Origin of the sequence: Delftia sp. WSY_10 (genome assembly GCF_043104705.1) — a bacterium.
GTDB classification, from domain to species: domain Bacteria; phylum Pseudomonadota; class Gammaproteobacteria; order Burkholderiales; family Burkholderiaceae_C; genus Comamonas; species Comamonas tsuruhatensis.
Genome location: NZ_JBICKY010000032.1, coordinates 295,909 through 317,827 on the forward strand (window position 1 = coordinate 295,909; position 21,919 = coordinate 317,827).

The window sequence follows — 21,919 nt, forward strand, 5'->3', positions numbered from 1 at the left end:
GGCCCTCAGGCATGCATGTGATCAATGGAAGCCGCCGATGCGCTTGAAATCCCCGAAGTTCATCCAGACGAAGAAGGCCCGGCCAACGATGTTCTTGTCGGGCACAAAGCCCCAGTATCGGGAATCCAGCGAATTGTCGCGGTTGTCGCCCATCATGAAGTACTGGCCCTCGGGCACCTTGCAGGTGATGCCTTCGACGCTGTAGCGGCAGTTCTCGCGGAACTCGAAGCCGCTGGCACCCTGGATGAATGCGGGCACGTCCTGGTTCACGATCATGCGGTGCGGCTTGTCGCCCAGCGACTCCTCGTACTGCTTGAAGTAGCGCATCGCGTCCTTGTCGAAGAAGTCAGGCAGTTCGCTGACCGGGACTTCCTTGCCATTGACCGTCAGCCGCTTGTTCAGATAGGAGATCTCGTCACCCGGCAGGCCCACCACGCGCTTGATGTAGTCCAGGCTGGGTTGCGGAGGATAGCGGAACACCACCACATCGCCGCGCTGCAGCGGCTGGCCCTGGGTGATCTTGGTGTTGATCACCGGCAGGCGCACGCCGTAGGTGAACTTGTTCACCAGGATCAGGTCGCCCACGAGCAGCGTGGGGATCATGGAGCCCGAGGGAATCTTGAACGGCTCGAACAGGAACGAGCGCAGGACAAAGACGATGGCGATCACGGGGAACAGGCCCGCGGTCCAGTCCAGCCACCAGGGCTGCATGAGGATGCGGCCCTTGGCCTCTTCCGACACCTCGATGTCGGTCTTGGCGATGCCCATGCGGTCGAGTTCTGCGCGGCGCGCCACGGCAGCCTCCTCGATGGCCACGGCGGCGCGGCGGCGGCGGGGCAGGAAATACAGCCGTTCGGCCACCCAGTACAGGCCCGTGACCACGGTGGCCAGGAACAGCAGCAACGCGAAGTTGCCCTCGATGAAGCCCGTGTACCAGGCGCCGATATAGCCCACGAAAGCCGCCAGCACGACGGCCGTAATCCATTGCATGGCTTGCATCAATCCTCCACTTGCAAGATGGCCAGGAAGGCCTCCTGAGGCACTTCCACCGAACCGATCTGCTTCATGCGCTTCTTGCCGGCCTTTTGCTTCTCCAGCAGCTTGCGCTTGCGGGTGATGTCGCCGCCATAGCACTTGGCCAGCACGTTCTTGCGCATGGCCTTGACGGTTTCCCGAGCAATGATGTTGGCCCCGATGGCGGCCTGGATGGCCACGTCGAACATCTGGCGGCTGATGATCTCGCGCATCTTCGCCACCACGGCCCGGCCGCGGTACGTGGCCTGGGAGCGGTGCACGATGATGGACAGCGCATCGACCTTCTCGCCGTTGAGCAGGATGTCCACCTTGACCACGTCGGAGGCGCGGTACTCCTTGAACTCGTAGTCCATGGAGGCATAGCCGCGCGAGACCGACTTGAGCTTGTCGAAGAAGTCCAGCACGATCTCGCCCAGCGGCATCTCATAGGTGAGCATCACCTGGCGGCCGTGGTACTGCATGTTGATCTGCACGCCACGCTTCTGGTTGGCCAGCGTCATCACCGGGCCCACATAGTCCTGGGGCATGTACAGGTGCACGGTCACGATGGGCTCGCGCACCTCCTCGATACGGCCGGCATCGGGCATCTTGGACGGGTTCTCGACCTGGATGACCTCGCCATCGCCCTTGACCACTTCGTAGACCACGCTGGGCGCGGTGGTGATCAGGTCCTGGTCGAATTCGCGCTCCAGGCGCTCCTGCACGATTTCCATGTGCAGCAGGCCCAGGAAGCCGCAGCGAAAGCCGAAGCCCAGCGCCTGAGAGACTTCAGGCTCGAACTGCAGGGACGAATCGTTGAGCTGCAGCTTTTCCAGCGCATCGCGCAGCTGGTCATATTCGCTGGCTTCGGTGGGGTACAGACCCGCGAACACCTGGGGCTTGATTTCCTTGAAGCCGGGCAGGGCCTCGGTGGCAGGGCCCAGATTGTTGGGAAGCTTCTTTTCCAGCGTGATGGTGTCGCCCACCTTGGCTGCCTTGAGCTCCTTGATGCCGGCGATGATGTAACCCACCTCGCCGGCGCGCAGCGCGTCGCGCGGCACGTCGGCCGGAGTGAACACGCCCAGGTTGTTGGCTTCGTAGGCAGCGCCCGAAGCCATCATCTTGAAGCGCTCGCCACGCTTGAGTTCACCATCGACCACGCGCACCAGCATCACGACGCCCACGTAAGTGTCGAACCAGCTGTCGATGATCATGGCGCGCAGTTGGCCATTGGGATTGCCCTTGGGCGGCGGCACCTTGGCAACCACGGCCTCCAGGATCTCGTCGATGCCCATGCCGGTCTTGGCCGAGCAGGGAATGGCATCGCTGGCATCGATGCCGATGACGTCCTCGATCTCTGCCTTGGCGTTGTCGGGGTCAGCCTGCGGCAGATCCATCTTGTTGAGAACGGCCGTCACTTCCACGCCGAGATCCAGCGCGGTATAGCAGTTGGCCACGGTCTGTGCCTCTACGCCCTGAGAGGCGTCCACCACCAGCAGCGCTCCCTCGCAGGCCGACAGGGAACGCGAGACTTCGTACGAGAAGTCCACGTGGCCGGGCGTGTCGATGAGGTTGAGGTTGTAGACCTGACCATCCTTGGCCTTGTACTGCAGGGCAGCCGTCTGCGCCTTGATGGTGATGCCGCGCTCTTTCTCGATATCCATCGAGTCCAGCACCTGGGCTTCCATGTCACGGTCAGCCAGGCCTCCGCAACGCTGGATCAGGCGGTCGGCCAGCGTCGACTTGCCATGGTCGATGTGCGCAATGATGGAAAAATTTCTGATGTGGTTCATCAACGAGAAGGACTGCTAGTGAAAGTGGAAAACGACAGGGTCGGCGCGCAAGAAAAAAGGGCGCGTCCATGAACGACGCGCCCCGAACCAACAATCTCTGGCAACTGCGATAGTTGGGACTTTATTGTAGGCAAAAAGGGCTGGAAACCAAGCCCTGACAAGGCCTGCAAAGCTCCGGTCTTGATCTGTCACAATTATTTATCAACAGTTTATCAACAGACCCGACAAGCCATTTCTAGCCCGTCGATCACCGGATAGTGCGGTGCTTTTGCACCGCAACAATCCTCTTTGAAAACAGGTTTCTGACGCCTTGAGCCGTCACGCTTTGGTGGGGCATTTTACCCAATGCCCCAAGGGGCATGGGCAGGCCTTGATCCGGATTCCGAGGGTATTCCCCAGTACCCCGAAAAACCGGCCTGCCCCAACCCCTCAGCGGGCAGGACGGATAAGCACGTACTGAGCCCATTCGCCGCGGCGCACCAGAAGGTTCACCGGCTTGCTCTTGTCCACCTTGGCCAGCGTGGCCTCGAAGCTCTTGAGCCCCGTGACCTCGACATTGGCCAGTTGCAGGATCACATCACCTTCGCGCAGGCCTGCGCGTGCTGCTGCCTCGACAGCGGCCGTCACGCGGACACCACCCTTGATGCCCAATTCCCTTTTCTGGGCATCCGTGAGTTCGGCCAGCGTCAGGCCCAGCGACTGGGAGACCAGGGTGCTGCCCTTGCCTGCAGCCTTTGCCTGGGGAGCGCCATCGGGCTCGACTTCGGCGATCACCATGGTCAGATCCTTGGCGGCTCCGCGGCGGAATACGGTGATGGTGCTGCGCGTTCCGGGCTTGGTGTTGCCCACCAGACGCGGCAGGTCGGCGACCTTCTCAATGGCCTTCCCATCGAACTTGATGATCACGTCACCCGCCTCGACGCCGGCCTTGGCGGCTGGGGAATCGGGTTCCACGGCAGAGACCAGCGCACCCTGAGCCTTGCCCAGGCCGATGGATTCGGCAATGTCCTTGGTGACCTGCCCGATTTGCACGCCGATGCGCCCTCGCGTGACCTTGCCGGTGGCGCGCAGCTGGTCGCTGACGCGCACGGCCTCGTCGATCGGAATCGCGAAGCTGATCCCCATGAAACCGCCGGAACGCGAATAGATCTGGCTGTTGATGCCCACGACCTCGCCGCGCATGTTCAGCAACGGGCCGCCCGAGTTGCCGGGATTGATGGCCACATCGGTCTGGATGAAGGGCAGATAGTCTCCCGTGTCGCGCTGCTTGGCGCTGACGATGCCTGCGGTGACCGAGTTGTCAAGGCCGAAGGGCGATCCGATGGCCATCACCCACTCACCGACCTTGAGACGGTTCACGTCGCCGATCTTCACGGCGGGCAGTCCGGTGGCATCGATCTTGACCACAGCCACGTCGGTGCGCTTGTCGCTGCCCACGATCTTGGCCTTGAACTCACGCTTGTCGGTCAGCGTGACGATGACCTCGTCAGCACCTTCGACCACGTGGGCATTGGTCATCACAAAGCCGTCCGCCGTCAGGATGAAGCCCGACCCCACGCCACGCGGCTGTTCCTCGTCAGGCTGTGAACGCGGCTGGGGGCGTTGGCGCGGCACATTGGGCACGGGCAGGCCGAAGCGGCGGAAGAACTCGAGCATGTCCTCATCCATGCCCAGCGCCTCGGCAGAGTTGGCCGACGCCTTCTCCAACGTGCGGATGTTGACCACGGAAGGCCCTACCTGCTCGACCAGGTCGGTGAAGTCCGGCAGACCCCGCACCACGGCACCGCTTTGCGCATGAGCGGCACTCACCGGCACCAGCATTGAGGCGCTGCCAGCAGCCAGCGCCAGAACGCCTGCCAGTGTGCAGGACTGCAGCGTCTTCCATCGAACTGTGGTCATGGTGATCCTTTCCTTCTCAATCATTGTGTTGCCCCCGTTCCCATTGCGCCCGGGCGGCCTGTTCAGATACGCGGTGCCGACTTGCATCTCGGACGAACGCCACATTCTGGCGCAGTCCCGGCATGCACCGGCCAGACGATGGCTCAGAAGCCTGAAAGACGCTGTTAGTTCCCGAATCGGCAGCATGCATGCGGCGCGAACCGCCGTGCATGGGCCACAAATGACTGCACCCGAGTCCATTTCAATGCCGAACGGCTGGACGCGGGTGCAAAAGAAGGCAGGAGAGTCATGCTCTCCTGCGGGATTCAGCGCTGGTTCGCGCGCGGTGCCGAGGCGAAGTTGGCATTGCGCAGGAAGCTGGCCGGCATCTGCAACGTGGCCGGACCACTGTATTGCGGATGGGAGGCCAGCAGCGCATCCAGGCGCGGATCACGCAGCATGACGCTTTGGCCGTAAGGGCCTGCAACAGCCACCACCGAAGAGGATTGGGCCGTATCTCCGAGGGGGAAGTCCTGGGCATTTCCAGCGACAGCAGCCGCTGCAGGCGCCCCCGTTTCTAGGGCGGCCAATGCCCGGCCCGGCGCCGCACCGGGGCCTGCAGGCGCGCTGAGCATCACGCTCCAGCCAATGGCAGCCACGGCCGCCACGGAAGCAAAACCCGCAGCCATCTTCCAGCGGAATACCGACGCATTGGCTGCATCGTGCAGCGGCGCGCCATTGACGACGGCCCTGCCGTGCGCCGGGCGCGCGACCTGCTCCAGCTCGTCTGCGGCGACGGGAACCAGGGGGCGGCGCGGCTCGTTGGCCAACTGGGAGCGGATTCCGGAAAGCAGATCGTGCCGGCTGTGGTGCGCCAGCTCAGGAGAGCGCAGCACATCGCCCACCAGGTGGTACATGCGCCATTCCTGCTGGCCTGCATCGCTTTGCGCATAGGCCAGCGCGGCCTGCAGCTCCGCGGCAGAGAGTTCGCCATCAGCCAATGCCGACAATTGTTCGCGCTTCGTCAGATCGTCATTCATGATCAATCACCTGCCTGTCTGCTCTGAGACCCTGTACCCAAAAAATGCGCCACCCGATGGCCATCACCCGTTGCTACCACCGCTTGCCAGACTGGCGCTCCAGCAAAGGCTTGACTCTCGCTGAAATCGCTTCGCGTGCACGGAAGATGCGTGAACGCACGGTGCCTATGGGACAACCCATGGCGTTCGAGATTTCCTCGTAGCTCAGGCCTTCGATTTCCCGCAACGTGACGGCTTGACGGAGATCTTCGGGCAAGGCCTCCATGGCGGCGTTGACTGCCTGGGCAATCTCCTGGGCCGCCAGGATCGTTTCGGGTGTTTCTTCGGTGGTTAGTTCCTGGCTGAGCCGGGAAGTTTCATCATCGTCATCCCCGTTGTGTAACGCGCTTTCGGTGATCAGCGGCGAGCGCTTCATGTCCAGCAGCGCCTTCTTGGCGGTATTCACGGCGATGCGATACAGCCAGGTGTAGAACTGGGCATCACCCCGGAACTGGTGCAGCGCCCGATAGGCCCGGATGAAGGTTTCCTGCGCAATGTCAGGCACCAGGTCCACGTCGCGCACCATGCGGCCAATGAGGCGCTCGATGCGGCGCTGGTACTTGATGACCAGCAGCTCGAAGGCCCGCATGTCTCCTGCGTTGGTGCGCTCGACCAGAGCCAGGTCGCTGTCGGCAGAAGAAGGCGGGAATTCGGGAGGCGTCATGAAATCGGTGAAGACGGGCCGTGGCGGCCCTGGCGCAGTCACTGCGCGCGTTCTGTAGGTCTGGGCGGGAAATATACAGCACGCCGCAAATCACCCCAGGTTTCAGGACTCTGCCTGTAAGACAGCAGCAGCCAGCGGGAGCTTCGCCAGCGCAAAGACCCCGTCGTAACGGGTCTGGCCTGCGCCCATAGCCATTGACCACCGTCAGCGCGCACCTGCAGCAGCACCGGCTGCGCATCGTGGGCAGCGGCTACCTCACCAAGCCACCACTGCGCGCCATCCCATGCAACAAAGCCTCTGCCCAGGGCGCACCATCCATGCCACATGCCTGCAGCTGCAACCAGAGAACCCGTGACAGCCACGACGGCAGGCCCCCATCCGGACTGTAGATCAAGCGCCCACGCCAGCAAAAGCATGGCCGCCAGCAGCCAAAGCGCGCACAGGCATGCGACCGACCCACGCGGTGGATTCAGCGGATGGCGGACTGCGGGCGGGGCATGGCGTGACGTCATGCCTGCAGTGTCGCAAAACCGCAGCATGTCTGACATGCGTTCCACCCCTGCCGGACGCGCCCTGACCCATGGGAGAAATAAAAAAGCCCGCTCCCTTGCGGGGCGGGCTTTTCATGGTGAGGTGTGCAGGCCTCAGATTCGCTTGAACACCAGCGTTCCGTTGGTGCCACCGAACCCGAAGTTGTTTTTCACTGCTACTTCGATCTTCGCATCCCGTGCCGTGTTGGCGCAGTAGTCGAGATCGCACTCGGGATCCTGGTTGTCCAGATTGATGGTCGGGGGAATCTTCTGCTCGTGCAGTGCCAGCACGGTGAAGACGCTCTCGATGCCGCCAGCGCCACCCAGCAGGTGACCGGTCATGGACTTGGTCGAGCTGACAACGATTTTCTTGGCGTGATCGCCCAGAGCCGCCTTGATGGCATTGGTCTCGTTGAGGTCGCCCAGCGGCGTGGATGTGCCGTGCGCATTCAGATAGTCGATCTGGTCGGCGTTGATGCCGGCGTTGCGCAGAGCTGACAGCATGGCGCGGCGCGGGCCGTCCATGTTGGGCGCCGTCATGTGGCCGGCATCGGCACTCATGCCGTAGCCGCACAGTTCAGCATAGATCTTGGCACCGCGGGCCTTGGCATGCTCGTACTCTTCCAGCACCAGCACGCCTGCACCTTCACCCAGCACAAAGCCGTCGCGGTCCTTGTCCCAGGGACGCGAGGCGGCCTTGGGATCATCATTGCGCGTGGACAGTGCGCGCATGGCGGCAAAGCCGCCGACGCCCAGCGGGGAGACCGTGGCTTCCGTGCCACCAGCCACCACCACATCGGCATCGCCGTATTCGATCATGCGTCCTGCTTCGCCTATGCAGTGCAGCCCGGTCGTGCAGGCAGTCACCACGGCGAGATTCGGCCCCTTGAAGCCAAACCGCATGGACACATGGCCAGCCACCATGTTGATGATGGAGGCAGGCACGAAGAACGGCGTGATGCGGCGCGGTCCGCGCGCAGCCAGTTCTGCGTGGGTGTTCTCGATCAGCGGCAAGCCGCCGATGCCCGAACCGATCACACAGCCGATGCGCGTAGCCAGATCATCCGACAAGGCCTCGCCCGTGGGCAGACCTGAGTCCTGCACGGCTTGCGCCGCAGCAGCGATGCCGTAATGGATGAAGGTGTCCATGGAGCGCGCATCCTTGGCGCTCATGTACGACTCCACATCGAATCCCTTGACCTCGCCCGCAATCTTGCAGGCAAAGTTCGAGGCATCGAACTTGGTGATGAGGTCAATGCCGGACTGGCCGGCCAAAAGATTGGCCCAGGCGTCGCCCACCGTGTTACCCACGGGGGAGATGCAACCCAGGCCGGTCACGACAACGCGACGACGGCTCATGCGTAAAACCTTCTGCTGATCGCTCGGGTCAGGGCCCTGTCAGGCCTTCTGGTGGGTGTTGGCGTAGTCGATGGCGTTTTGCACCGTCGTGATCTTTTCCGCGTCTTCGTCGGGGATCTCGATGCCGAATTCATCTTCCAGGGCCATCACCAGCTCCACCGTGTCCAGGGAGTCAGCACCCAGATCAGCCACGAAGGCCTTTTCGTTGGTGACTTGAGACTCTTCAACGCCGAGTTGTTCGGCAATGATTTTTTTGACACGTGCTTCGATATCGCTCATGGTTTCCCTCTGGGGGTTGTGAATGAACCCGCGATTCTAGCCGTTTCGGACCTTACGCCCTCTTCAGCCGGCCGTCGCGAGGAAACGGCCTCTTCGGTTGCAAGCAACGGCGGCTTCTGGCAGGGATCTGCCCGCAGCCGCCGCAGCGCTTACATGTACATGCCGCCGTTGACGTGCAATTCCTGGCCGGTGACGTAGCCTGCGCCCGCCGATGCGAGATAGGCCACGGCATGGGCGATGTCGCTGGGCTGGCCCAGATCACCCATGGCGATCTGCGATTTCAGGGCATTTTTCTGCTCTTCAGGCAGCTCCGCCGTCATGTCGGTGGCGATGAAGCCCGGAGCCACGCAATTGACCGTGATGCCGCGGCTGCCCAGTTCACGGGCCAGCGCACGCGTCATGCCGGCAACGCCGGCCTTGGCAGCTGCATAGTTGGCTTGACCGGGGTTTCCGGAGGCACCAACGACGCTGGTGATGTTGATGATGCGTCCGAAGCGCTGCTTCATCATGGGCCGAATGGCCGTACGGCTGACTCGGAAAACCGCCTTGAGATTGGTGTCGATCACCGCATCCCAGTCATCGTCCTTCATGCGCATGGCCAGGGTGTCGCGCGTGATGCCGGCATTGTTGACCAGCACATGCAGGCCACCGTCATTCTTGACGATGCTGTCGATCAGGGCATCGACGGCGGTCACGTCCGTGACATTGAGGTTCACGCCACGGCAGCCTTCATGGGCCGACAGGGCCTGGCTGATCTTCTCGGCACCACCATCGGTGGTGGCCGTGCCGATCACGCGGTAGCCGCGTGCTGCCAGCTCCTGGGCAATGGCGGCACCGATGCCGCGCGAGGCACCCGTCACCAGGGCAACCTGGGGCTTGTTCTGGTTGTCAGTCATGCGAGGGATTCTTTCACGTCAGCCAGCGTGGCCGGGTCATAGAGGGCAGCGGCCGTCAGGTCCGCGTCAATCCGCTTGGTCAGGCCCATCAGCACCTTGCCGGGACCGCACTCGACGAGGTGGACGACGCCGCGGGCCTTCATGGCCTGAACGCATTCCACCCAGCGCACCGGGCCGAAGGCCTGGCGATACAGCGCATCGCGAATGGCGTCGGCATCCTGCTGCACAGTCACATCGATGTTGTTGAGTACTGGGATGCGCGGTGCAGCCAGCACGGTGGCAGCCAGCGCCGCCTTGAGCTTTTCGGCCGCAGGCTTCATCAGGCTGGAATGGAAAGGCGCCGACACCGGCAGCGGCAGCGCGCGCTTGGCGCCTGCGGCCTTGAGGGCCTCGCAGGCCTTCTCGACAGCCGCCTTGCTGCCGGCAATCACGGTCTGCGAGGGGTCGTTGAAATTCACGGCCTCTACGACTTCCGCACCACCCAATGCCGCCGTGACTTCTGCGCAGCCTGCGCGCACCTTGTCGGCATCCAGCCCCAGGATGGCAGCCATGGCACCGGTTCCCACGGGAACGGCCTCCTGCATGGCAGCCGCGCGCAGCCGCACCAGCGGCGCAGCCTGGGCCAGGGTCAGCACACCTGACGCGACCAGGGCCGAGTACTCACCCAGCGAGTGGCCCGCCACAACGTCGGGCAGCGCGCCGCCTTCGGCCTGCCAGACGCGCCAGGCAGCCACACCGGCCACCAGCATCACGGGCTGGGTATTGGTGGTGAGCGCCAGAGCTTCCTTCGGCCCCTGCTGGATCAGCTGGCCGATGTTTTCGCCGAGGGCATCGGAGGCTTCGACCAAGGTCTGGGCCACGACGGGATGGTCACCCCATCCGTCGAGCATGCCTACCGATTGCGAACCCTGACCAGGAAAGACGAATGCAAACTTCTTCATGATTTTCAAAAATAAAGGCCGCGCCATGGGCGCCTGCCCTCAGGCAGGCATCCCGCATCACATCTTGAGAAGTACCGCGCCCCAGGTGAAGCCGCCGCCAACACCTTCCAGCAGCACGGTCTGACCGGGCTTGACCTGGCCACTGCGCACGCCGTGGTCCAGCGCCAGGGGGATCGAGGCAGCCGACGTGTTGCCATGCTGGTCCACCGTCACCACCACCTTGTCCATGGACAGCTTGAGCTTGCGCGCCGTGCTTTGCATGATGCGGATGTTGGCCTGATGGGGGATCAGCCAGTCGATGTCGGCATCGGTGAGCCCTGCCTTGTCCAGCGTGGCGCGAGCAGCCTTCTCCAGCACGCCGACCGCCAGCTTGAACACGGCTTGCCCATCCATCTTCAGCAGCGGATCACCGAGGATCTGGCCACCGGAGACATTGCCTGGCACGCACAGGATGCCGACATGCTTGCCGTCGGCATGCAGGTCGGAAGCCAGGATGCCTGGCTGCTCGGACGCCTCCAGCACCACGGCTCCAGCACCGTCACCGAACAGCACGCAGGTCGTCCGGTCGTTGAAGTCCAGGATGCGGCTGAATACTTCGGAGCCCACCACCAGCGCGCGGCTCGCAGCGCCGGACTGGATCATGGCGTCGGCCACGGTGAGGGCGTAGACAAAGCCGCTGCATACGGCTTGCACATCAAAGGCCGCACAGCCATTGGCGCCGAGCTTGTTTTGCAGGATGCATGCCGTGGACGGGAAGACCATGTCCGGCGTCGATGTGGCGACGATGATCAAATCGATATCCTGCGGCTGGCAGCCGGCGGCTTCCAGCGCCTTCTTCGATGCCTCCAAGGCCAGATCGCTGCTGGCCACTTCTGGCGCGGCAAAGTGTCGGGCATGGATGCCGGTGCGCTCGACGATCCACTCGTCCGAGGTCTCGATGCCGCGCTGGGCCAGTTCGGCTGCCAGATCGTGATTGGTGAGTCGGCGGGGTGGCAGGTAACTGCCCGTGCCGGTGATGCGTGCGTAGCGTCTCATCTGTATTAGGGCGCCGACGGTCCCGATTCCGACTGCGCAGCCAGCAACAGAGGCAGGGCTGCGGAGATACGGGTACGGACACGGTCGAGCAGGTTGTTGCGGGCCGCATCATACGCGCGCTTCAGCGCGTGCTCGAAAGCCAAGGCATCGGCCGATCCATGGCTTTTGAAGACCAGCCCGCGAAGGCCCAGCAGCGCCGCGCCGTTGTAGCGGCGATGATCCACGCGCCTCATCAAAGCAGTTAGCACCGGATAGGCAACGATAGCCGCCATTTTGGTGAAGATGTTGCGCTTGAACTCCTGCTTGAGGGCATTGGAGATCATGGACGCCACGCCCTCGGAAGACTTGAGAGCCACGTTGCCCACAAAGCCATCACAGACCACGACCTGGGTCGTGCCCTTGAAGATGTCGTTGCCTTCGACGTTGCCGTAGAAATTCAGATGACCGGCCTTGCCGGCCGCGCGCAGCAGTTCGCCAGCGCGCTTGATGACCTCGCTGCCCTTGATCTGCTCCTCGCCAATGTTGAGCAGACCCACCGAGGGCGCCTCTTCGTTGTTCAGGGCAGACACCAGGGCCGAGCCCATGACGGCGAACTGCAGCAGATGCTCGGCCGAGCAGTCCACATTGGCACCCAGGTCCAGCACCGTGGTGGCCTCGCCCTTGGCATTGGGCAACTGGGGCGCGATGGCAGGGCGATCAATGCCATCGAGTGTCTTGAGCAGGTAGCGCGAGATGGCCATCAGCGCACCCGTGTTTCCAGCCGACACAGCAGCGGCAGCCGCGCCATCCTTGACTTGCTGGATGGCGATGCGCATGGAGGAATCCTTCTTCCTGCGCAGCGCCATCTCGATCGGATCATCCATGCCGACCACTTCCGAGGCCGGCACCACACTGGCGCGCTCATGCGCAAAGCCAGCCAGCGCATCGGGCTGGCCGACCAGCAGCAGCCGGGCATCGGGGTGGGAATCGAGGAACTGGCGGCACGCCGCAAGCGTGACGCGGGGGCCGTGATCACCCCCCATGCAGTCAACGGCCAAAGTGATCATGTGCGACTGGCAAGCCTGTTACAAGGCCTGGAAAGATAGGAGCAACCATCAGAAAAAACAAAAGCCCGCGCTACGAAAACTGTAGCCGCGGGCCCTGCGGGAACGGTCGAAGATCAGGCTTCGGACTTGTTCTTCAGCACTTGACGGCCGCGGTACACGCCGTTGGGGCTGATGTGGTGACGCAGATGGGTTTCACCGGTGGTGGGTTCCACGGCAATGCCAGGCACATTCAGTGCGTTGTGCGAACGGTGCATACCGCGCTTGGAGGGGGACTTCTTGTTCTGCTGAACAGCCATGATGGCTCCTGTGTATCTGAAAAGGGTTGGTAAAAAACGCGATCAGCCCATTAAAGACACGAGGGGGTTTCGCGCGAAGCCCTTGATTATAGCGCAATCGCTTTTCCCGGCCTCGGCCTTTTTTCCGGACATCGCAATCAGTCGGCTGACTTGCCCACATCCAGCCCGCGCAGCACGGCAAATGGATTGGGCTTGTCCTCGCTGGCCTGCTCGAAGTCTGCGTCGCTGGACTGCATGCTCACCGGCTCGGGGCAGCTGTCGTGGCGTGGCACCACGGGCAACTCCATGAGCAGCTCATCCTCTATGAGTTCAAGCAGGTTGAATTCGCGGCTGAGCACCAGCAGGTCCTCGTCGCTCTCGTCATCCTCGGACTCGGCCGTGGTCTCGTCCGCAACAAAGCGGAAAGACCTATCGACCTGGAGGGAGATGGGTGCCACAGTGAGGCAGCGTTGGCACACCATCGGAACGACAGCATCGGCCTGCAGATGCAGCCAGACCTGGCCCGAACCGCCGGTTTGCTCGACCAGTTCGCCGTCAGCCTGCCAGTGCACCTCGCCGTGCCCATCAGCGGCATCCGGCTGCGCATCCGGCTGCGCATCCTCGGCCAGACGAGGAAAGGCCGAAAGCGCCGACTGACCCTGGAGATGGCCCGCCGATTGCGCAAAAGCGCGAACATCGAGACGGACCGCAGAAAATTCCTTGCTCATGCGGGCAGTGTAAGAGAATCCGGGCATGCAAGCTTCCCACCTCGCCTTAGCCCAGGCTCCCGGCCTGGCACGCCCCCTGATCCTTGGCTCCACCTCACGCTACCGCCGCGAACTTCTGGAGCGGCTGCAACTACCATTCCAGACTGTGTCCCCGGAAGTCGATGAGACACCGCTGACCGGCGAAACACCGCATGCACTTTCGTTGCGACTGGCCCTGGCCAAGGCACAGGCCGTGGCGGCGCTGCACCCGGGCGCCGTCGTCATCGGCTCCGACCAGGTACCCGAGCTGGATGGCATGCCGCTGTCCAAGCCCGGCACCCACGAGCGCGCCACCGAACAACTGCGCCAGATGAGCGGGCGCCAGATGAATTTCCACACCGCCGTGAGCGTGGTCTGCCGGGAAAGCGGCTTTGCCGAGACCGATGTGGTCACCGTCCAGGTCCGGTTTCGTGATCTCAACGACGCGGAGATCGAACGCTACCTGCGCGCCGAGCAGCCCTATGACTGCGCAGGCAGCGCCAAGAGCGAAGGACTGGGCATCGCCCTGCTCGACGCCATCGTCAGCGACGACCCCACGGCGCTGATCGGCCTGCCGCTGATCCGCACATGCCAGCTGCTGCGCGCCGCAGGAGCCGTGCTGCCATGAACGATGCTGCAACCCAACCCACCAGAGGAACGCTCTATCTGGTGCCCGCGCCGCTGGACTTCGGCTGCGACGAGCAAACGCCGCTGACGCAGGTCCTGCCCGATGGAACACTGCGCACCGCTGCACGCCTGACCCACTGGATCTGCGAAAACGCCAAAAGCACGCGCGCCTACCTGAAGCGCATTGACGCACTGCACGCCCTGGCCCAGCCCTTGCAAGCCCAGCAGATCACAGAACTGCCGCGCGAGGCCCACAAGAAGGGCGACCACGGCGACAAGGGCGCGGCGGTCTTCGATGCCAAGCCACTGCTCGCCCCCTTGCTGCTGGGCCACGACATGGGACTGGTCAGCGAGGCCGGAATGCCCGCCGTGGCCGACCCCGGCAGCTCCATCGTGCGCGCCGCGCATGATCTGGGCATACGGGTCGTGCCCCTGATCGGTCCGGTGTCGTTGCTGCTGGCTCTGGCCGCCAGCGGACTCAACGGACAGAACTATGCCTTTGTGGGGTACCTGCCGCAGGACGCTGGCGGGCGGGTTCAGCGCATCAAGGAGCTTGAAACCCTGGCATTGCGCCAAGGCCAGACCCAGCAGTTCATAGAGACGCCCTACCGCAACGCCGCGCTGTGGCAGGCCCTGCTGCAGACGCTGCAACCCCATACCCGTTTGGCGTTGGCCTGCGGCCTGACACTGGAGAGCGCCCGCATCGAAAGCCGTCTGGTGCGCGAATGGCGCCAGCACAAGGAAGTGCCGGACAACCGCACACCGGTGGTATTTTCCATCGGTCGCTGAGACTGTCTTCCTCGATGAGCAAAAAAAGCCCGCCTTCCACAAGAAGGCGGGCTTTTTGCATCTTGGCAGACGCCAGGGAAATCAGCGCAGAGACGGAAGGCTGGAGCGCAGCGCCTGAACGGCACCTCCACCGAAGGCCGCGCCAAAACGCTTGGCCAGGCGCTCGGCCACGTTGTCGCGGCGCGTGTAATCCACCACCTCTTCCGCCTTGACCACCTCACGGGCCACGTAGTCAAGACTGCCCAGCTTGTCGGCCAGGCCCATCTCCACGGCCTGCTGACCCGTCCAGAACAGGCCGCTGAACGTCTCGGGCGTCTCGTGCAGGCGATCGCCACGGCCGGCCTTGACCACATTGATGAACTGCGAGTGGATCTGGCCCAGCATCTGATGGGCATGGGCGCGCTGTGCTTCGGACATGGGACTGAACGGGTCCAGGAAGCCCTTGTTCTCGCCAGCCGTCAGCAGGCGGCGCTCCACGCCCAGCTTTTCCATGGCGCCCGTGAAGCCGAAGCCATCCATGAGCACGCCGATGCTGCCCACGATGCTGGCCTTGTCGACAAAGATCTCGTCGGCTGCGGCAGCAATGTAATAAGCAGCCGAAGCGCAGGTTTCCTCCACCACGGCATACAGGGGCTTGTCGTACTTGCCCTTGAGCCGCACGATTTCGTCATTGATGATGCCGGCCTGCACCGGGCTGCCGCCTGGCGAGTTGATCAGCAGCACGACGGCACGCGAGCCCGAGTCCTCGAAGGCGCTGCGCATGGCGGCCACCACGAATTCCGCGCTGGCGTCGGCGCCTGCAGCGATCTCGCCCTTGACCTCGACCACTGCGGTATGCGGAGAGGAGCTGGTCGTGGTCGCCGTGTCCTTGGCAAACAGCACCCACAGGACCACCAGGATGAGTGCCGTCCACAGCAGGCGGCCGAAGAGGCGCCAGCGGCGCGAGGCGCGCTGCTCGTTGATGGTGGCGAAGACCAGCTTTTCCAGCACGTCCCGCTCCCAGCCGCTCGATGCCGCCATTCGCGCATCGGCAGCCGCCGCGGCGGGCGTGGCCCGGGCCCACAGGTCCGCACCCGGGGAAGGGTGCGATGCGGAGCCAGGATTTTCCGGGGGTATGGGGGAAGTCATGTCAGAACTCAACGGGTTTCAGGTTATCGGCAGTATGCCAGTGCACCACCCCCGCGCTTTCGCTCAGGGAGATTTTCACCAGGCCGCCACGGCAGGGGCCGCCAGCGCAGGCGCCGCTGTCCGGCGCATAGACCGCACCATGGGTTGCGCACAGCAACCAACGCCCGGAATCATCGAAAAAGCGGTCTGGCTGGTAGTCCATCTCCATGGCCACGTGCGTGCAGCGGTTCAGATAGGCATGCGCCTGTCCCTCGAAGCGGATGGCGAATGCGCGGCAGGCATGCCCCGCGTAGACCACGTCGAAAGGCACGGCATTCGCACCTTCCTGCAAGGCCTCGCTGGCACACAAAACAATGCGATCAACGGTCACCAGCACACCTCACAAGCATGGATTCCCGCGCTGACGCGGCCATGACGACTCAACCATGGGCCAGCAGCCACTGATGCAAATCCGCAACACTCTGCGCCACATGCAACGGCTGCAGCACGCCAAAGCCGTCGGTGGGATGCGCGCCATAGCCCACGCCCACGCTGGCACAGCCAGCATTGCGGGCCAGTTCCAGGTCGTGCGTGGTGTCGCCGATCATCAGCACGCGGCCAGGCTCCACGCCGAATTCGGCCATCAGCTCCTGCAGCATCAGCGGGTTGGGCTTGCCGGCGGTTTCGTCCGCCGTGCGCGAGCTGTCGAACATGCCGCGCAGTTGCGGGTCCTGCAGCGCATCGTTCAGACCGCGCCGGCTCTTGCCCGTGGCCACGGCCAGCAGGTGGCCGCGCTCGCGCAGCGCCGCCAGCATGGGCAGCACGCCGGCGAACAGGCTGATGTCGTCCTGATGCTTGATGAAATGGTGGCGATAGCGGTTGCCCAGCTCCGGGTATTTCTCGGGCGATACATCGGGCGCCGCACGCGCCAATGCCGGCATCAGCGCCATGCCGATCACATAGGAGGCCGCCTCATTGCTGGGGGGCGTGCCTCCCACATCGGCCACGGCCGCCTGAATGCACTTGACGATCACCGCGGTGGAATCCGACAGCGTCCCATCCCAGTCGAAGGCAATGAGGTCGAAGCGGCGCGCACGGTATATCTCGGAAGAACCAGGAGTTGTCATGTCTGCAAGGAGTCAAATCCGGCGTCAGCCGGCGAAACGGGCCAGCTCCTCGGGAAGCTCGGCGCGCAATTCCACCCGCTCACCACTGGACGGGTGTGTGAACTGTAGCCGCCATGCGTGCAGGAACATGCGTTTGAGCCCCTGTTTCTGCAACCGGCGGTTCAGGTCGAAGTCCCCGTACTTGTCATCCCCCGCAATCGGGTGCCCCTGGCTGGACAGGTGCACGCGGATCTGGTGCGTGCGCCCGGTCTTGATGGTCACCTCCAGCAGGCTCATGGCCGGCAGACCCAGCAGGGGCTGGGGCGCCAGCGTGCTGCGAACGCGCACCAGCGTGACGGAGCGCATGCCGTCAGGATCATCGGCCGTGGTCACCCGCACGCGGCGCTCGCCGTCGGCCTGCAGGTATTTGTGCAGCGGCAGATCAATCACCTTGCGATTGGCAGGCCAGGTGCCCTGGACCAGCGCCAGATAGGTCTTGCCGGTTTCGCGCTCGCGGAACTGGTCCTGCAGATGCGTCAGCGCCGAGCGCTTCTTGGCCACCAGCAAGATGCCGGATGTCTCGCGGTCGAGCCGATGCACCAACTCCAGAAAGCGGCTTTGCGGCCGCGCCTGGCGCAATTGCTCGATGACGCCAAAACTCACGCCCGAGCCCCCGTGCACGGCCACACCGGCAGGCTTGTCGATGGCGATCAGATGCTCGTCTTCCAGCAGACTGGGGAAATCCCTGGCGGGTGCAGGCCGCTCGGCCTTTTCGGCGGCTTTTTCGGAAATGCGCACGGGCGGCACGCGAACGACATCGCCGGTCGAGACGCGGGTTTCCGCACTGACGCGCCCCTTGTTGATGCGCACTTCTCCACTGCGGATGATGCGATAGACATGGGTTTTGGGAACGCCCTTGAGATGGCGTATGAGAAAGTTGTCCAACCGCTGTCCGGCCGAATCGTCATCGACTTCGATCAGCCGCACTGCGGCAGTGGCTACGTTCAGGGAACGGTCGTCTGCCGGTTTGCCCTCTATAATGTGTTTCACCTGTGCCGAACTATTTATAAGTGGTTGATTCTCATGGAGTTTAGTCCAAACAACCATTTCCCCGCACAGGCAGGTCGATGCCATCCGGTGTCATGCACGCGAAACAGCAGGAAAAGATGGCCTGCGAAGTTCGTCGTTGCATCGGTTGTGGCTGACGAATTGAAACACTGATACGGAATCTCAAGCTGGCAGAAGGGGTCGGACCCGGCGTCCGCCGCTGCCAGCGGATCAAAAGCGAGCATGTGGATCTTTTGGGCATGGATGGTCACGCTGTGGAGCAGGAAAACGCCTGCGCCCAGGATCATTGCCGCCCCCAAGCCTCCCGCCTGCCCCGCACGTGCAGCAGCTTCGCTTGAAGCTGGACGGCGTGCCTCTCTCATCGCTCTCGTCCCCCTGCCCTTGCCCCCATTGCTGACTTGAGCCAGGTCTCAAGAAGCAAGGCATTCGGCGATTCCTTTCGTTTCAATGCGTCAGTCCGGCATCTCGGCTCCCTCGCGAGCCTGTCTTTGATTACAAGTCAAAGGCGTGACGGTCTGGCAGCAGAGGCTGCACCCCGGCGCGCCCCAGAGAAAACGAATAAAGGAAACGCATCATGAAACGGATGCTCATCAACGCCACGCAGTCGGAAGAGCGGCGCCTTGCCATCGTCGATGGACAAAAGCTCCTCGACTACGAGATCGAGATCGAAGGACGCGAGCAGCGCAAGGGCAACATCTACAAGGCCGTGGTCACGCGCGTGGAGCCCAGCCTTGAGGCCTGCTTCGTCGACTACGGCGAAGACCGCCACGGCTTTCTGCCCTTCAAGGAAATCTCCAAGCAGTATTTCGCCGAAGGCGTCTCGCCCAGCCAGGCCCGCATCAACGAAGTCATCCGTGAAGGCCAGGAACTGATCGTCCAGGTCGAGAAGGAAGAGCGCGGCAACAAGGGCGCGGCCCTGACCACCTTCATCTCGCTGGCCGGCCGCTATGTGGTGCTGATGCCCAACAACCCGCGCGGCGGTGGCGTCTCGCGCCGCATCGAGGGCGAGGACCGCGCCGAACTCAAGGAGGCGATGGACCAGCTCGAGTACCCCAAGGGCATGTCCATCATTGCGCGCACCGCCGGCATCGGCCGCACCGCGCCCGAGCTGCAGTGGGACCTGAACTACCTGCTCAAGCTGTGGAACGCCATCGACGGCGCAGCCAAGTCGGCCAAGGGCGCCTTCCTGATCTACCAGGAATCGAGCCTGGTGATCCGCGCCATCCGCGACTACTTCAACGGCGACATCGGCGACATCCTCATCGACACCGACGACATCTACGAGCAGGCGCAGCAGTTCATGCAGCACGTCATGCCCGAGCATGCCGCCCGCGTCAAACGCTACCGCGACGATGCCCCCCTGTTCAGCCGTTTCCAGATCGAGCACCAGATCGAATCGGCCTACGCGCGCACCGTGACCCTGCCCTCGGGCGGCGCCATCGTCATCGATCACACCGAGGCCCTGGTCTCCATCGACGTGAACTCGGCCCGCGCCATCAAGGGCGGCGACATCGAGGAAACCGCCACCCGCACCAATCTGGAAGCCGCCGACGAAGTCGCGCGCCAGATGCGCCTGCGCGACCTGGGCGGCCTGATCGTCATCGACTTCATCGACATGGAGGAGAGCAAGAACCGCCGCGAAGTCGAGAATCGCCTGCGCGACGCGCTGCGCCAGGACCGTGCGCGCGTGCAGTTCGGCACCATCAGCAAGTTCGGCCTCATGGAAATGAGCCGCCAGCGCCTCAAGCCCGCCCTGTCCGAAGGCGCGCACATCAACTGCCCGCGCTGCGGCGGCTCCGGCCATATCCGCGACACGGAAAGCTCTGCGCTGCAGATCCTGCGCATCATCCAGGAAGAGTCCATGAAGGACAACACGGCCGCCGTGCACTGCCAGGTGCCCGTGGAAGTGGCCAGCTTCCTGCTCAACGAAAAGCGCGGCGAGATCACCAAAATCGAACTCAAGCAGCGCGTCAACGTGATCATGGTCCCCAACAAGTCCATGGACACGCCGCACTACAAGCTCGAGCGCCTCAAGCATGACGATGCGCGCCTGGAAAGCATGGAAGCCAGCTACAAGCTGGCCGAAGAGCTGGACACCGAAACCACGGTGACACGCCGCTCGCAGGAGCCCACCAACAAGCAGACACCCATGATCAAGGGTGTGCTGCCGGACATGCCGGCTCCCATTGCCGAGCCCCGTCCCGAAGGCAGCCGCAACCGCCCGGCCAACGGCCAGCAGCGCGACGCCAAGCCTGCAGCCACGGCGGCAGCGCCCGCACCGGCCGCCGCCCCCGTCGTGGTCCGCGAACAAGGCTTCTTTGCCTGGCTCAAGAGCCTGTTCGGCTTTGGCGCGGCACCTGCGCCGGTCGCAGCGCCCGTGCCGGCTGCCGAAGCCCCCGCACGCGAAGGTCGCCGTGACGGCCGCAACGACAGCCGTGGCCGCCGCAACGAACGCAATGGCGAGCGTGGTGGTGAGCGCACCGAGCGCAGCGGTGAGCGCGCCGGCGCCCCCAACGCCGAGCGCCAGGCTGGCGGTGGCGATCGCAACCGCCGCAATGCCGAGCGTGGCGAGCGCACGGAACGCGGTGAACGTGGTGAGCGCCCGGATCGTGGCGAGCGCGGTGAACGCACCGACCGCGGCGAACGCCGCGGCCGTGGCGAGCGCAGCCGCGACGGCGAAAACCGCCAGCCGCTGGAGGCCGTGAACGCCTCCGCAGCCCTGGCGGCAGATGGCAGCACCCTCGAGCAGCGTCCCGAGCGCGCGCCGCGTGGCGACCGCCAGGAACGCGGCGAAGGCCGCCGCGAGCGCGGTGAACGAGGCGAGCGTGGAGATCGCGCCGAACGCGGTGAACGCAGCGAGCGCCAGCCCCGTCAGTTCGAAGTCGCGCCCGAGTCCGAAGAAAAGCTGGACAACCAGGCCCAGCAGCAGGACCAGTCCCTGGACAACGCTGCTCCCGCCTCCGGCGAAGAGCAGCCGCGCCAGCGTCGTTCGCGCGACCGCTACGGCCGTGACCGCCGCGAGCGTGGCGATCGCGGTGACCGTGCAGAGCGCGCGCCGCGTGAAGCCGAAGGCGAAGCCGTGCAGTCCTTCGAGGCCTCCGTGCCCGAGCAGGACCAGCAGCCAGCCCGTCGCAGCTACTTCAACGCCGCCAACTCTGCTGCCGAAGTCCAGGCCCCCGAAGCCGTGGCCGAAGCCCCAGTGGCCGCACAGCCTGCGGCAGTTGTGGAAGTGCAGCAACCCGTCGCGGTGCCCGAGCAGCAGAGCGCGGCCTTCGCGCCGGTCGCACCGGCCCCTGTGGCGGCCCCTGCCGTGACGGCAGACGTGCCAGCACCTGCTGCACCTGCCGCTTCTGCCGCAGCCGAGCCCGCTGCAGCCAAGGCCGCTGAGGCAACCGCAGAACGCGGCCTGCCCAAGGTCCAGGCCTACCAGTTGCCCGTGTCCGAGCTGCAGGCGCTGGCCGCCGCCTCGGGCCTGCAATGGGTGGGCTCCGATGCCGACAAGGTGGCCGCTGCGCAGGCAGCCATCGCGGCCGAACCGCAGCCCGAGCGCGTCGTGCGCGAGCGCCCGCCCATGGTCGTGCTGGATGACGGTCCTCTGATCCTCGTGGAAACACGCAAGGACCTGAGCGACCTGCAGCTGCCATTCGAGCAGCAACCGCAGGGCGTGGCCCATGTCTGACCACAGAC

General features: G+C 64.0%; 20 protein-coding genes. 3 read left to right on the forward strand and 17 right to left on the reverse strand.

Annotated elements, in window-relative coordinates; all coding sequences use genetic code 11:
• Positions 1–21: 21 nt before the first annotated feature.
• From lepB to ACF8ML_RS15205, 13 genes are all read right to left on the reverse strand, one after another.
• Positions 22–999 (reverse strand): signal peptidase I, encoded by a 978-nt coding sequence (gene lepB, locus ACF8ML_RS15145; RefSeq protein ID WP_016451178.1) that lies wholly within the window; start codon positions 997–999, stop codon positions 22–24.
• Positions 999–2,807 (reverse strand): translation elongation factor 4, encoded by a 1,809-nt coding sequence (lepA, locus tag ACF8ML_RS15150; protein ID WP_016447789.1) that lies wholly within the window; start codon positions 2,805–2,807, stop codon positions 999–1,001. Before lepA ends, lepB begins: the two co-directional genes overlap by 1 nt.
• A 429-nt stretch (positions 2,808–3,236) precedes the next feature.
• Positions 3,237–4,706, reverse strand: coding sequence for a DegQ family serine endoprotease (locus tag ACF8ML_RS15155; RefSeq protein ID WP_016447790.1), 1,470 nt, complete (start codon positions 4,704–4,706; stop codon positions 3,237–3,239).
• Between the two features lie 305 nt (positions 4,707–5,011).
• Positions 5,012–5,725, reverse strand: coding sequence for a sigma-E factor negative regulatory protein (locus tag ACF8ML_RS15160; protein ID WP_392407324.1), 714 nt, complete (start codon positions 5,723–5,725; stop codon positions 5,012–5,014).
• Between the two features lie 73 nt (positions 5,726–5,798).
• Positions 5,799–6,428, reverse strand: a complete 630-nt coding sequence (gene rpoE / locus ACF8ML_RS15165) for an RNA polymerase sigma factor RpoE (protein ID WP_016447792.1) — start codon at positions 6,426–6,428, stop codon at positions 5,799–5,801.
• Positions 6,429–7,072: 644 nt separating this feature from the next.
• Positions 7,073–8,317: a beta-ketoacyl-ACP synthase II gene (gene fabF / locus ACF8ML_RS15170; protein WP_016447793.1), complete on the reverse strand. Its 1,245-nt coding sequence runs from the start codon at positions 8,315–8,317 to the stop codon at positions 7,073–7,075.
• Between the two features lie 39 nt (positions 8,318–8,356).
• Positions 8,357–8,596 carry an acyl carrier protein gene (gene acpP / locus ACF8ML_RS15175; protein WP_003058049.1) on the reverse strand — a complete coding sequence of 80 codons (240 nt, stop codon included), beginning with the start codon at positions 8,594–8,596 and terminating at the stop codon, positions 8,357–8,359.
• Between the two features lie 149 nt (positions 8,597–8,745).
• Complete coding sequence (gene fabG / locus ACF8ML_RS15180) at positions 8,746–9,492, reverse strand: 3-oxoacyl-ACP reductase FabG (protein WP_016447794.1); 747 nt, start codon at positions 9,490–9,492, stop codon at positions 8,746–8,748.
• Complete coding sequence (gene fabD / locus ACF8ML_RS15185) at positions 9,489–10,433, reverse strand: ACP S-malonyltransferase (protein WP_026062373.1); 945 nt, start codon at positions 10,431–10,433, stop codon at positions 9,489–9,491. The genes fabG and fabD overlap by 4 nt, the downstream gene beginning before the upstream one ends.
• Positions 10,434–10,490: 57 nt before the next feature.
• Positions 10,491–11,468 carry a beta-ketoacyl-ACP synthase III gene (locus tag ACF8ML_RS15190; RefSeq protein ID WP_016447796.1) on the reverse strand — a complete coding sequence of 326 codons (978 nt, stop codon included), beginning with the start codon at positions 11,466–11,468 and terminating at the stop codon, positions 10,491–10,493.
• Between the two features lie 5 nt (positions 11,469–11,473).
• Positions 11,474–12,514 carry a phosphate acyltransferase PlsX gene (gene plsX, locus ACF8ML_RS15195; protein WP_016451174.1) on the reverse strand — a complete coding sequence of 347 codons (1,041 nt, stop codon included), beginning with the start codon at positions 12,512–12,514 and terminating at the stop codon, positions 11,474–11,476.
• Positions 12,515–12,627: 113 nt separating this feature from the next.
• Positions 12,628–12,810, reverse strand: coding sequence for a 50S ribosomal protein L32 (gene rpmF / locus ACF8ML_RS15200; RefSeq protein WP_012207072.1), 183 nt, complete (start codon positions 12,808–12,810; stop codon positions 12,628–12,630).
• A 137-nt stretch (positions 12,811–12,947) separates the two neighbouring features.
• Positions 12,948–13,517: a YceD family protein gene (locus ACF8ML_RS15205; protein ID WP_392407325.1), complete on the reverse strand. Its 570-nt coding sequence runs from the start codon at positions 13,515–13,517 to the stop codon at positions 12,948–12,950.
• Positions 13,518–13,542: 25 nt separating this feature from the next.
• Between ACF8ML_RS15205 and ACF8ML_RS15210 the strand changes: the two genes are divergently transcribed.
• Both ACF8ML_RS15210 and ACF8ML_RS15215 read left to right on the forward strand, forming a co-directional pair.
• Positions 13,543–14,163: a Maf family nucleotide pyrophosphatase gene (locus ACF8ML_RS15210; RefSeq protein ID WP_016447799.1), complete on the forward strand. Its 621-nt coding sequence runs from the start codon at positions 13,543–13,545 to the stop codon at positions 14,161–14,163.
• Positions 14,160–14,951, forward strand: a complete 792-nt coding sequence (locus ACF8ML_RS15215) for an SAM-dependent methyltransferase (protein ID WP_034363822.1) — start codon at positions 14,160–14,162, stop codon at positions 14,949–14,951. Before ACF8ML_RS15210 ends, ACF8ML_RS15215 begins: the two co-directional genes overlap by 4 nt.
• 81 nt (positions 14,952–15,032) lie before the next feature.
• Here the strand turns inward: ACF8ML_RS15215 and ACF8ML_RS15220 are convergent, their stop codons facing one another.
• From ACF8ML_RS15220 to ACF8ML_RS15235, 4 genes are read right to left on the reverse strand one after another with little or no spacing between them, the layout of a single operon-like run.
• Positions 15,033–16,079, reverse strand: a complete 1,047-nt coding sequence (locus ACF8ML_RS15220) for a S49 family peptidase (protein WP_392407326.1) — start codon at positions 16,077–16,079, stop codon at positions 15,033–15,035.
• Between the two features lies 1 nt (position 16,080).
• The gene (locus ACF8ML_RS15225; protein WP_016451170.1) at positions 16,081–16,449 is read right to left on the reverse strand and encodes a Rieske 2Fe-2S domain-containing protein; all 369 of its coding nucleotides are present in this window, start codon (positions 16,447–16,449) and stop codon (positions 16,081–16,083) included.
• Positions 16,450–16,498: 49 nt separating this feature from the next.
• Positions 16,499–17,185, reverse strand: a complete 687-nt coding sequence (locus tag ACF8ML_RS15230) for an HAD family hydrolase (RefSeq protein ID WP_016451169.1) — start codon at positions 17,183–17,185, stop codon at positions 16,499–16,501.
• 24 nt (positions 17,186–17,209) lie between these two features.
• Positions 17,210–18,271: an RluA family pseudouridine synthase gene (locus ACF8ML_RS15235; protein ID WP_392407334.1), complete on the reverse strand. Its 1,062-nt coding sequence runs from the start codon at positions 18,269–18,271 to the stop codon at positions 17,210–17,212.
• 535 nt (positions 18,272–18,806) lie between these two features.
• On the opposite strand from ACF8ML_RS15235, the gene ACF8ML_RS15240 reads away from it, so the two are divergent.
• Complete coding sequence (locus ACF8ML_RS15240; protein ID WP_392407327.1) at positions 18,807–21,911, forward strand: Rne/Rng family ribonuclease; 3,105 nt, start codon at positions 18,807–18,809, stop codon at positions 21,909–21,911.
• Positions 21,912–21,919: the final 8 nt, after the last annotated feature.

Coding starts and splice junctions, on each gene's coding strand:
- ACF8ML_RS15230 (WP_016451169.1), bottom strand. CDS start 17,185: ATGACAACTCCTGGTTCTTCCGAGATATACCGTGCGCGCCGCTTCGAC.
- ACF8ML_RS15220 (WP_392407326.1), bottom strand. CDS start 16,079: ATGACTTCCCCCATACCCCCGGAAAATCCTGGCTCCGCATCGCACCCT.
- ACF8ML_RS15155 (WP_016447790.1), bottom strand. CDS start 4,706: ATGACCACAGTTCGATGGAAGACGCTGCAGTCCTGCACACTGGCAGGC.
- ACF8ML_RS15205 (WP_392407325.1), bottom strand. CDS start 13,517: ATGAGCAAGGAATTTTCTGCGGTCCGTCTCGATGTTCGCGCTTTTGCG.
- ACF8ML_RS15190 (WP_016447796.1), bottom strand. CDS start 11,468: ATGAGACGCTACGCACGCATCACCGGCACGGGCAGTTACCTGCCACCC.
- fabF (WP_016447793.1), bottom strand. CDS start 8,317: ATGAGCCGTCGTCGCGTTGTCGTGACCGGCCTGGGTTGCATCTCCCCC.
- fabG (WP_016447794.1), bottom strand. CDS start 9,492: ATGACTGACAACCAGAACAAGCCCCAGGTTGCCCTGGTGACGGGTGCC.
- ACF8ML_RS15215 (WP_034363822.1), top strand. CDS start 14,160: ATGAACGATGCTGCAACCCAACCCACCAGAGGAACGCTCTATCTGGTG.
- ACF8ML_RS15235 (WP_392407334.1), bottom strand. CDS start 18,271: ATGGTTGTTTGGACTAAACTCCATGAGAATCAACCACTTATAAATAGT.
- plsX (WP_016451174.1), bottom strand. CDS start 12,514: ATGATCACTTTGGCCGTTGACTGCATGGGGGGTGATCACGGCCCCCGC.
- fabD (WP_026062373.1), bottom strand. CDS start 10,433: ATGAAGAAGTTTGCATTCGTCTTTCCTGGTCAGGGTTCGCAATCGGTA.
- acpP (WP_003058049.1), bottom strand. CDS start 8,596: ATGAGCGATATCGAAGCACGTGTCAAAAAAATCATTGCCGAACAACTC.
- rpmF (WP_012207072.1), bottom strand. CDS start 12,810: ATGGCTGTTCAGCAGAACAAGAAGTCCCCCTCCAAGCGCGGTATGCAC.
- ACF8ML_RS15240 (WP_392407327.1), top strand. CDS start 18,807: ATGAAACGGATGCTCATCAACGCCACGCAGTCGGAAGAGCGGCGCCTT.
- ACF8ML_RS15160 (WP_392407324.1), bottom strand. CDS start 5,725: ATGAATGACGATCTGACGAAGCGCGAACAATTGTCGGCATTGGCTGAT.
- ACF8ML_RS15210 (WP_016447799.1), top strand. CDS start 13,543: ATGCAAGCTTCCCACCTCGCCTTAGCCCAGGCTCCCGGCCTGGCACGC.
- lepB (WP_016451178.1), bottom strand. CDS start 999: ATGCAAGCCATGCAATGGATTACGGCCGTCGTGCTGGCGGCTTTCGTG.
- rpoE (WP_016447792.1), bottom strand. CDS start 6,428: ATGACGCCTCCCGAATTCCCGCCTTCTTCTGCCGACAGCGACCTGGCT.
- lepA (WP_016447789.1), bottom strand. CDS start 2,807: ATGAACCACATCAGAAATTTTTCCATCATTGCGCACATCGACCATGGC.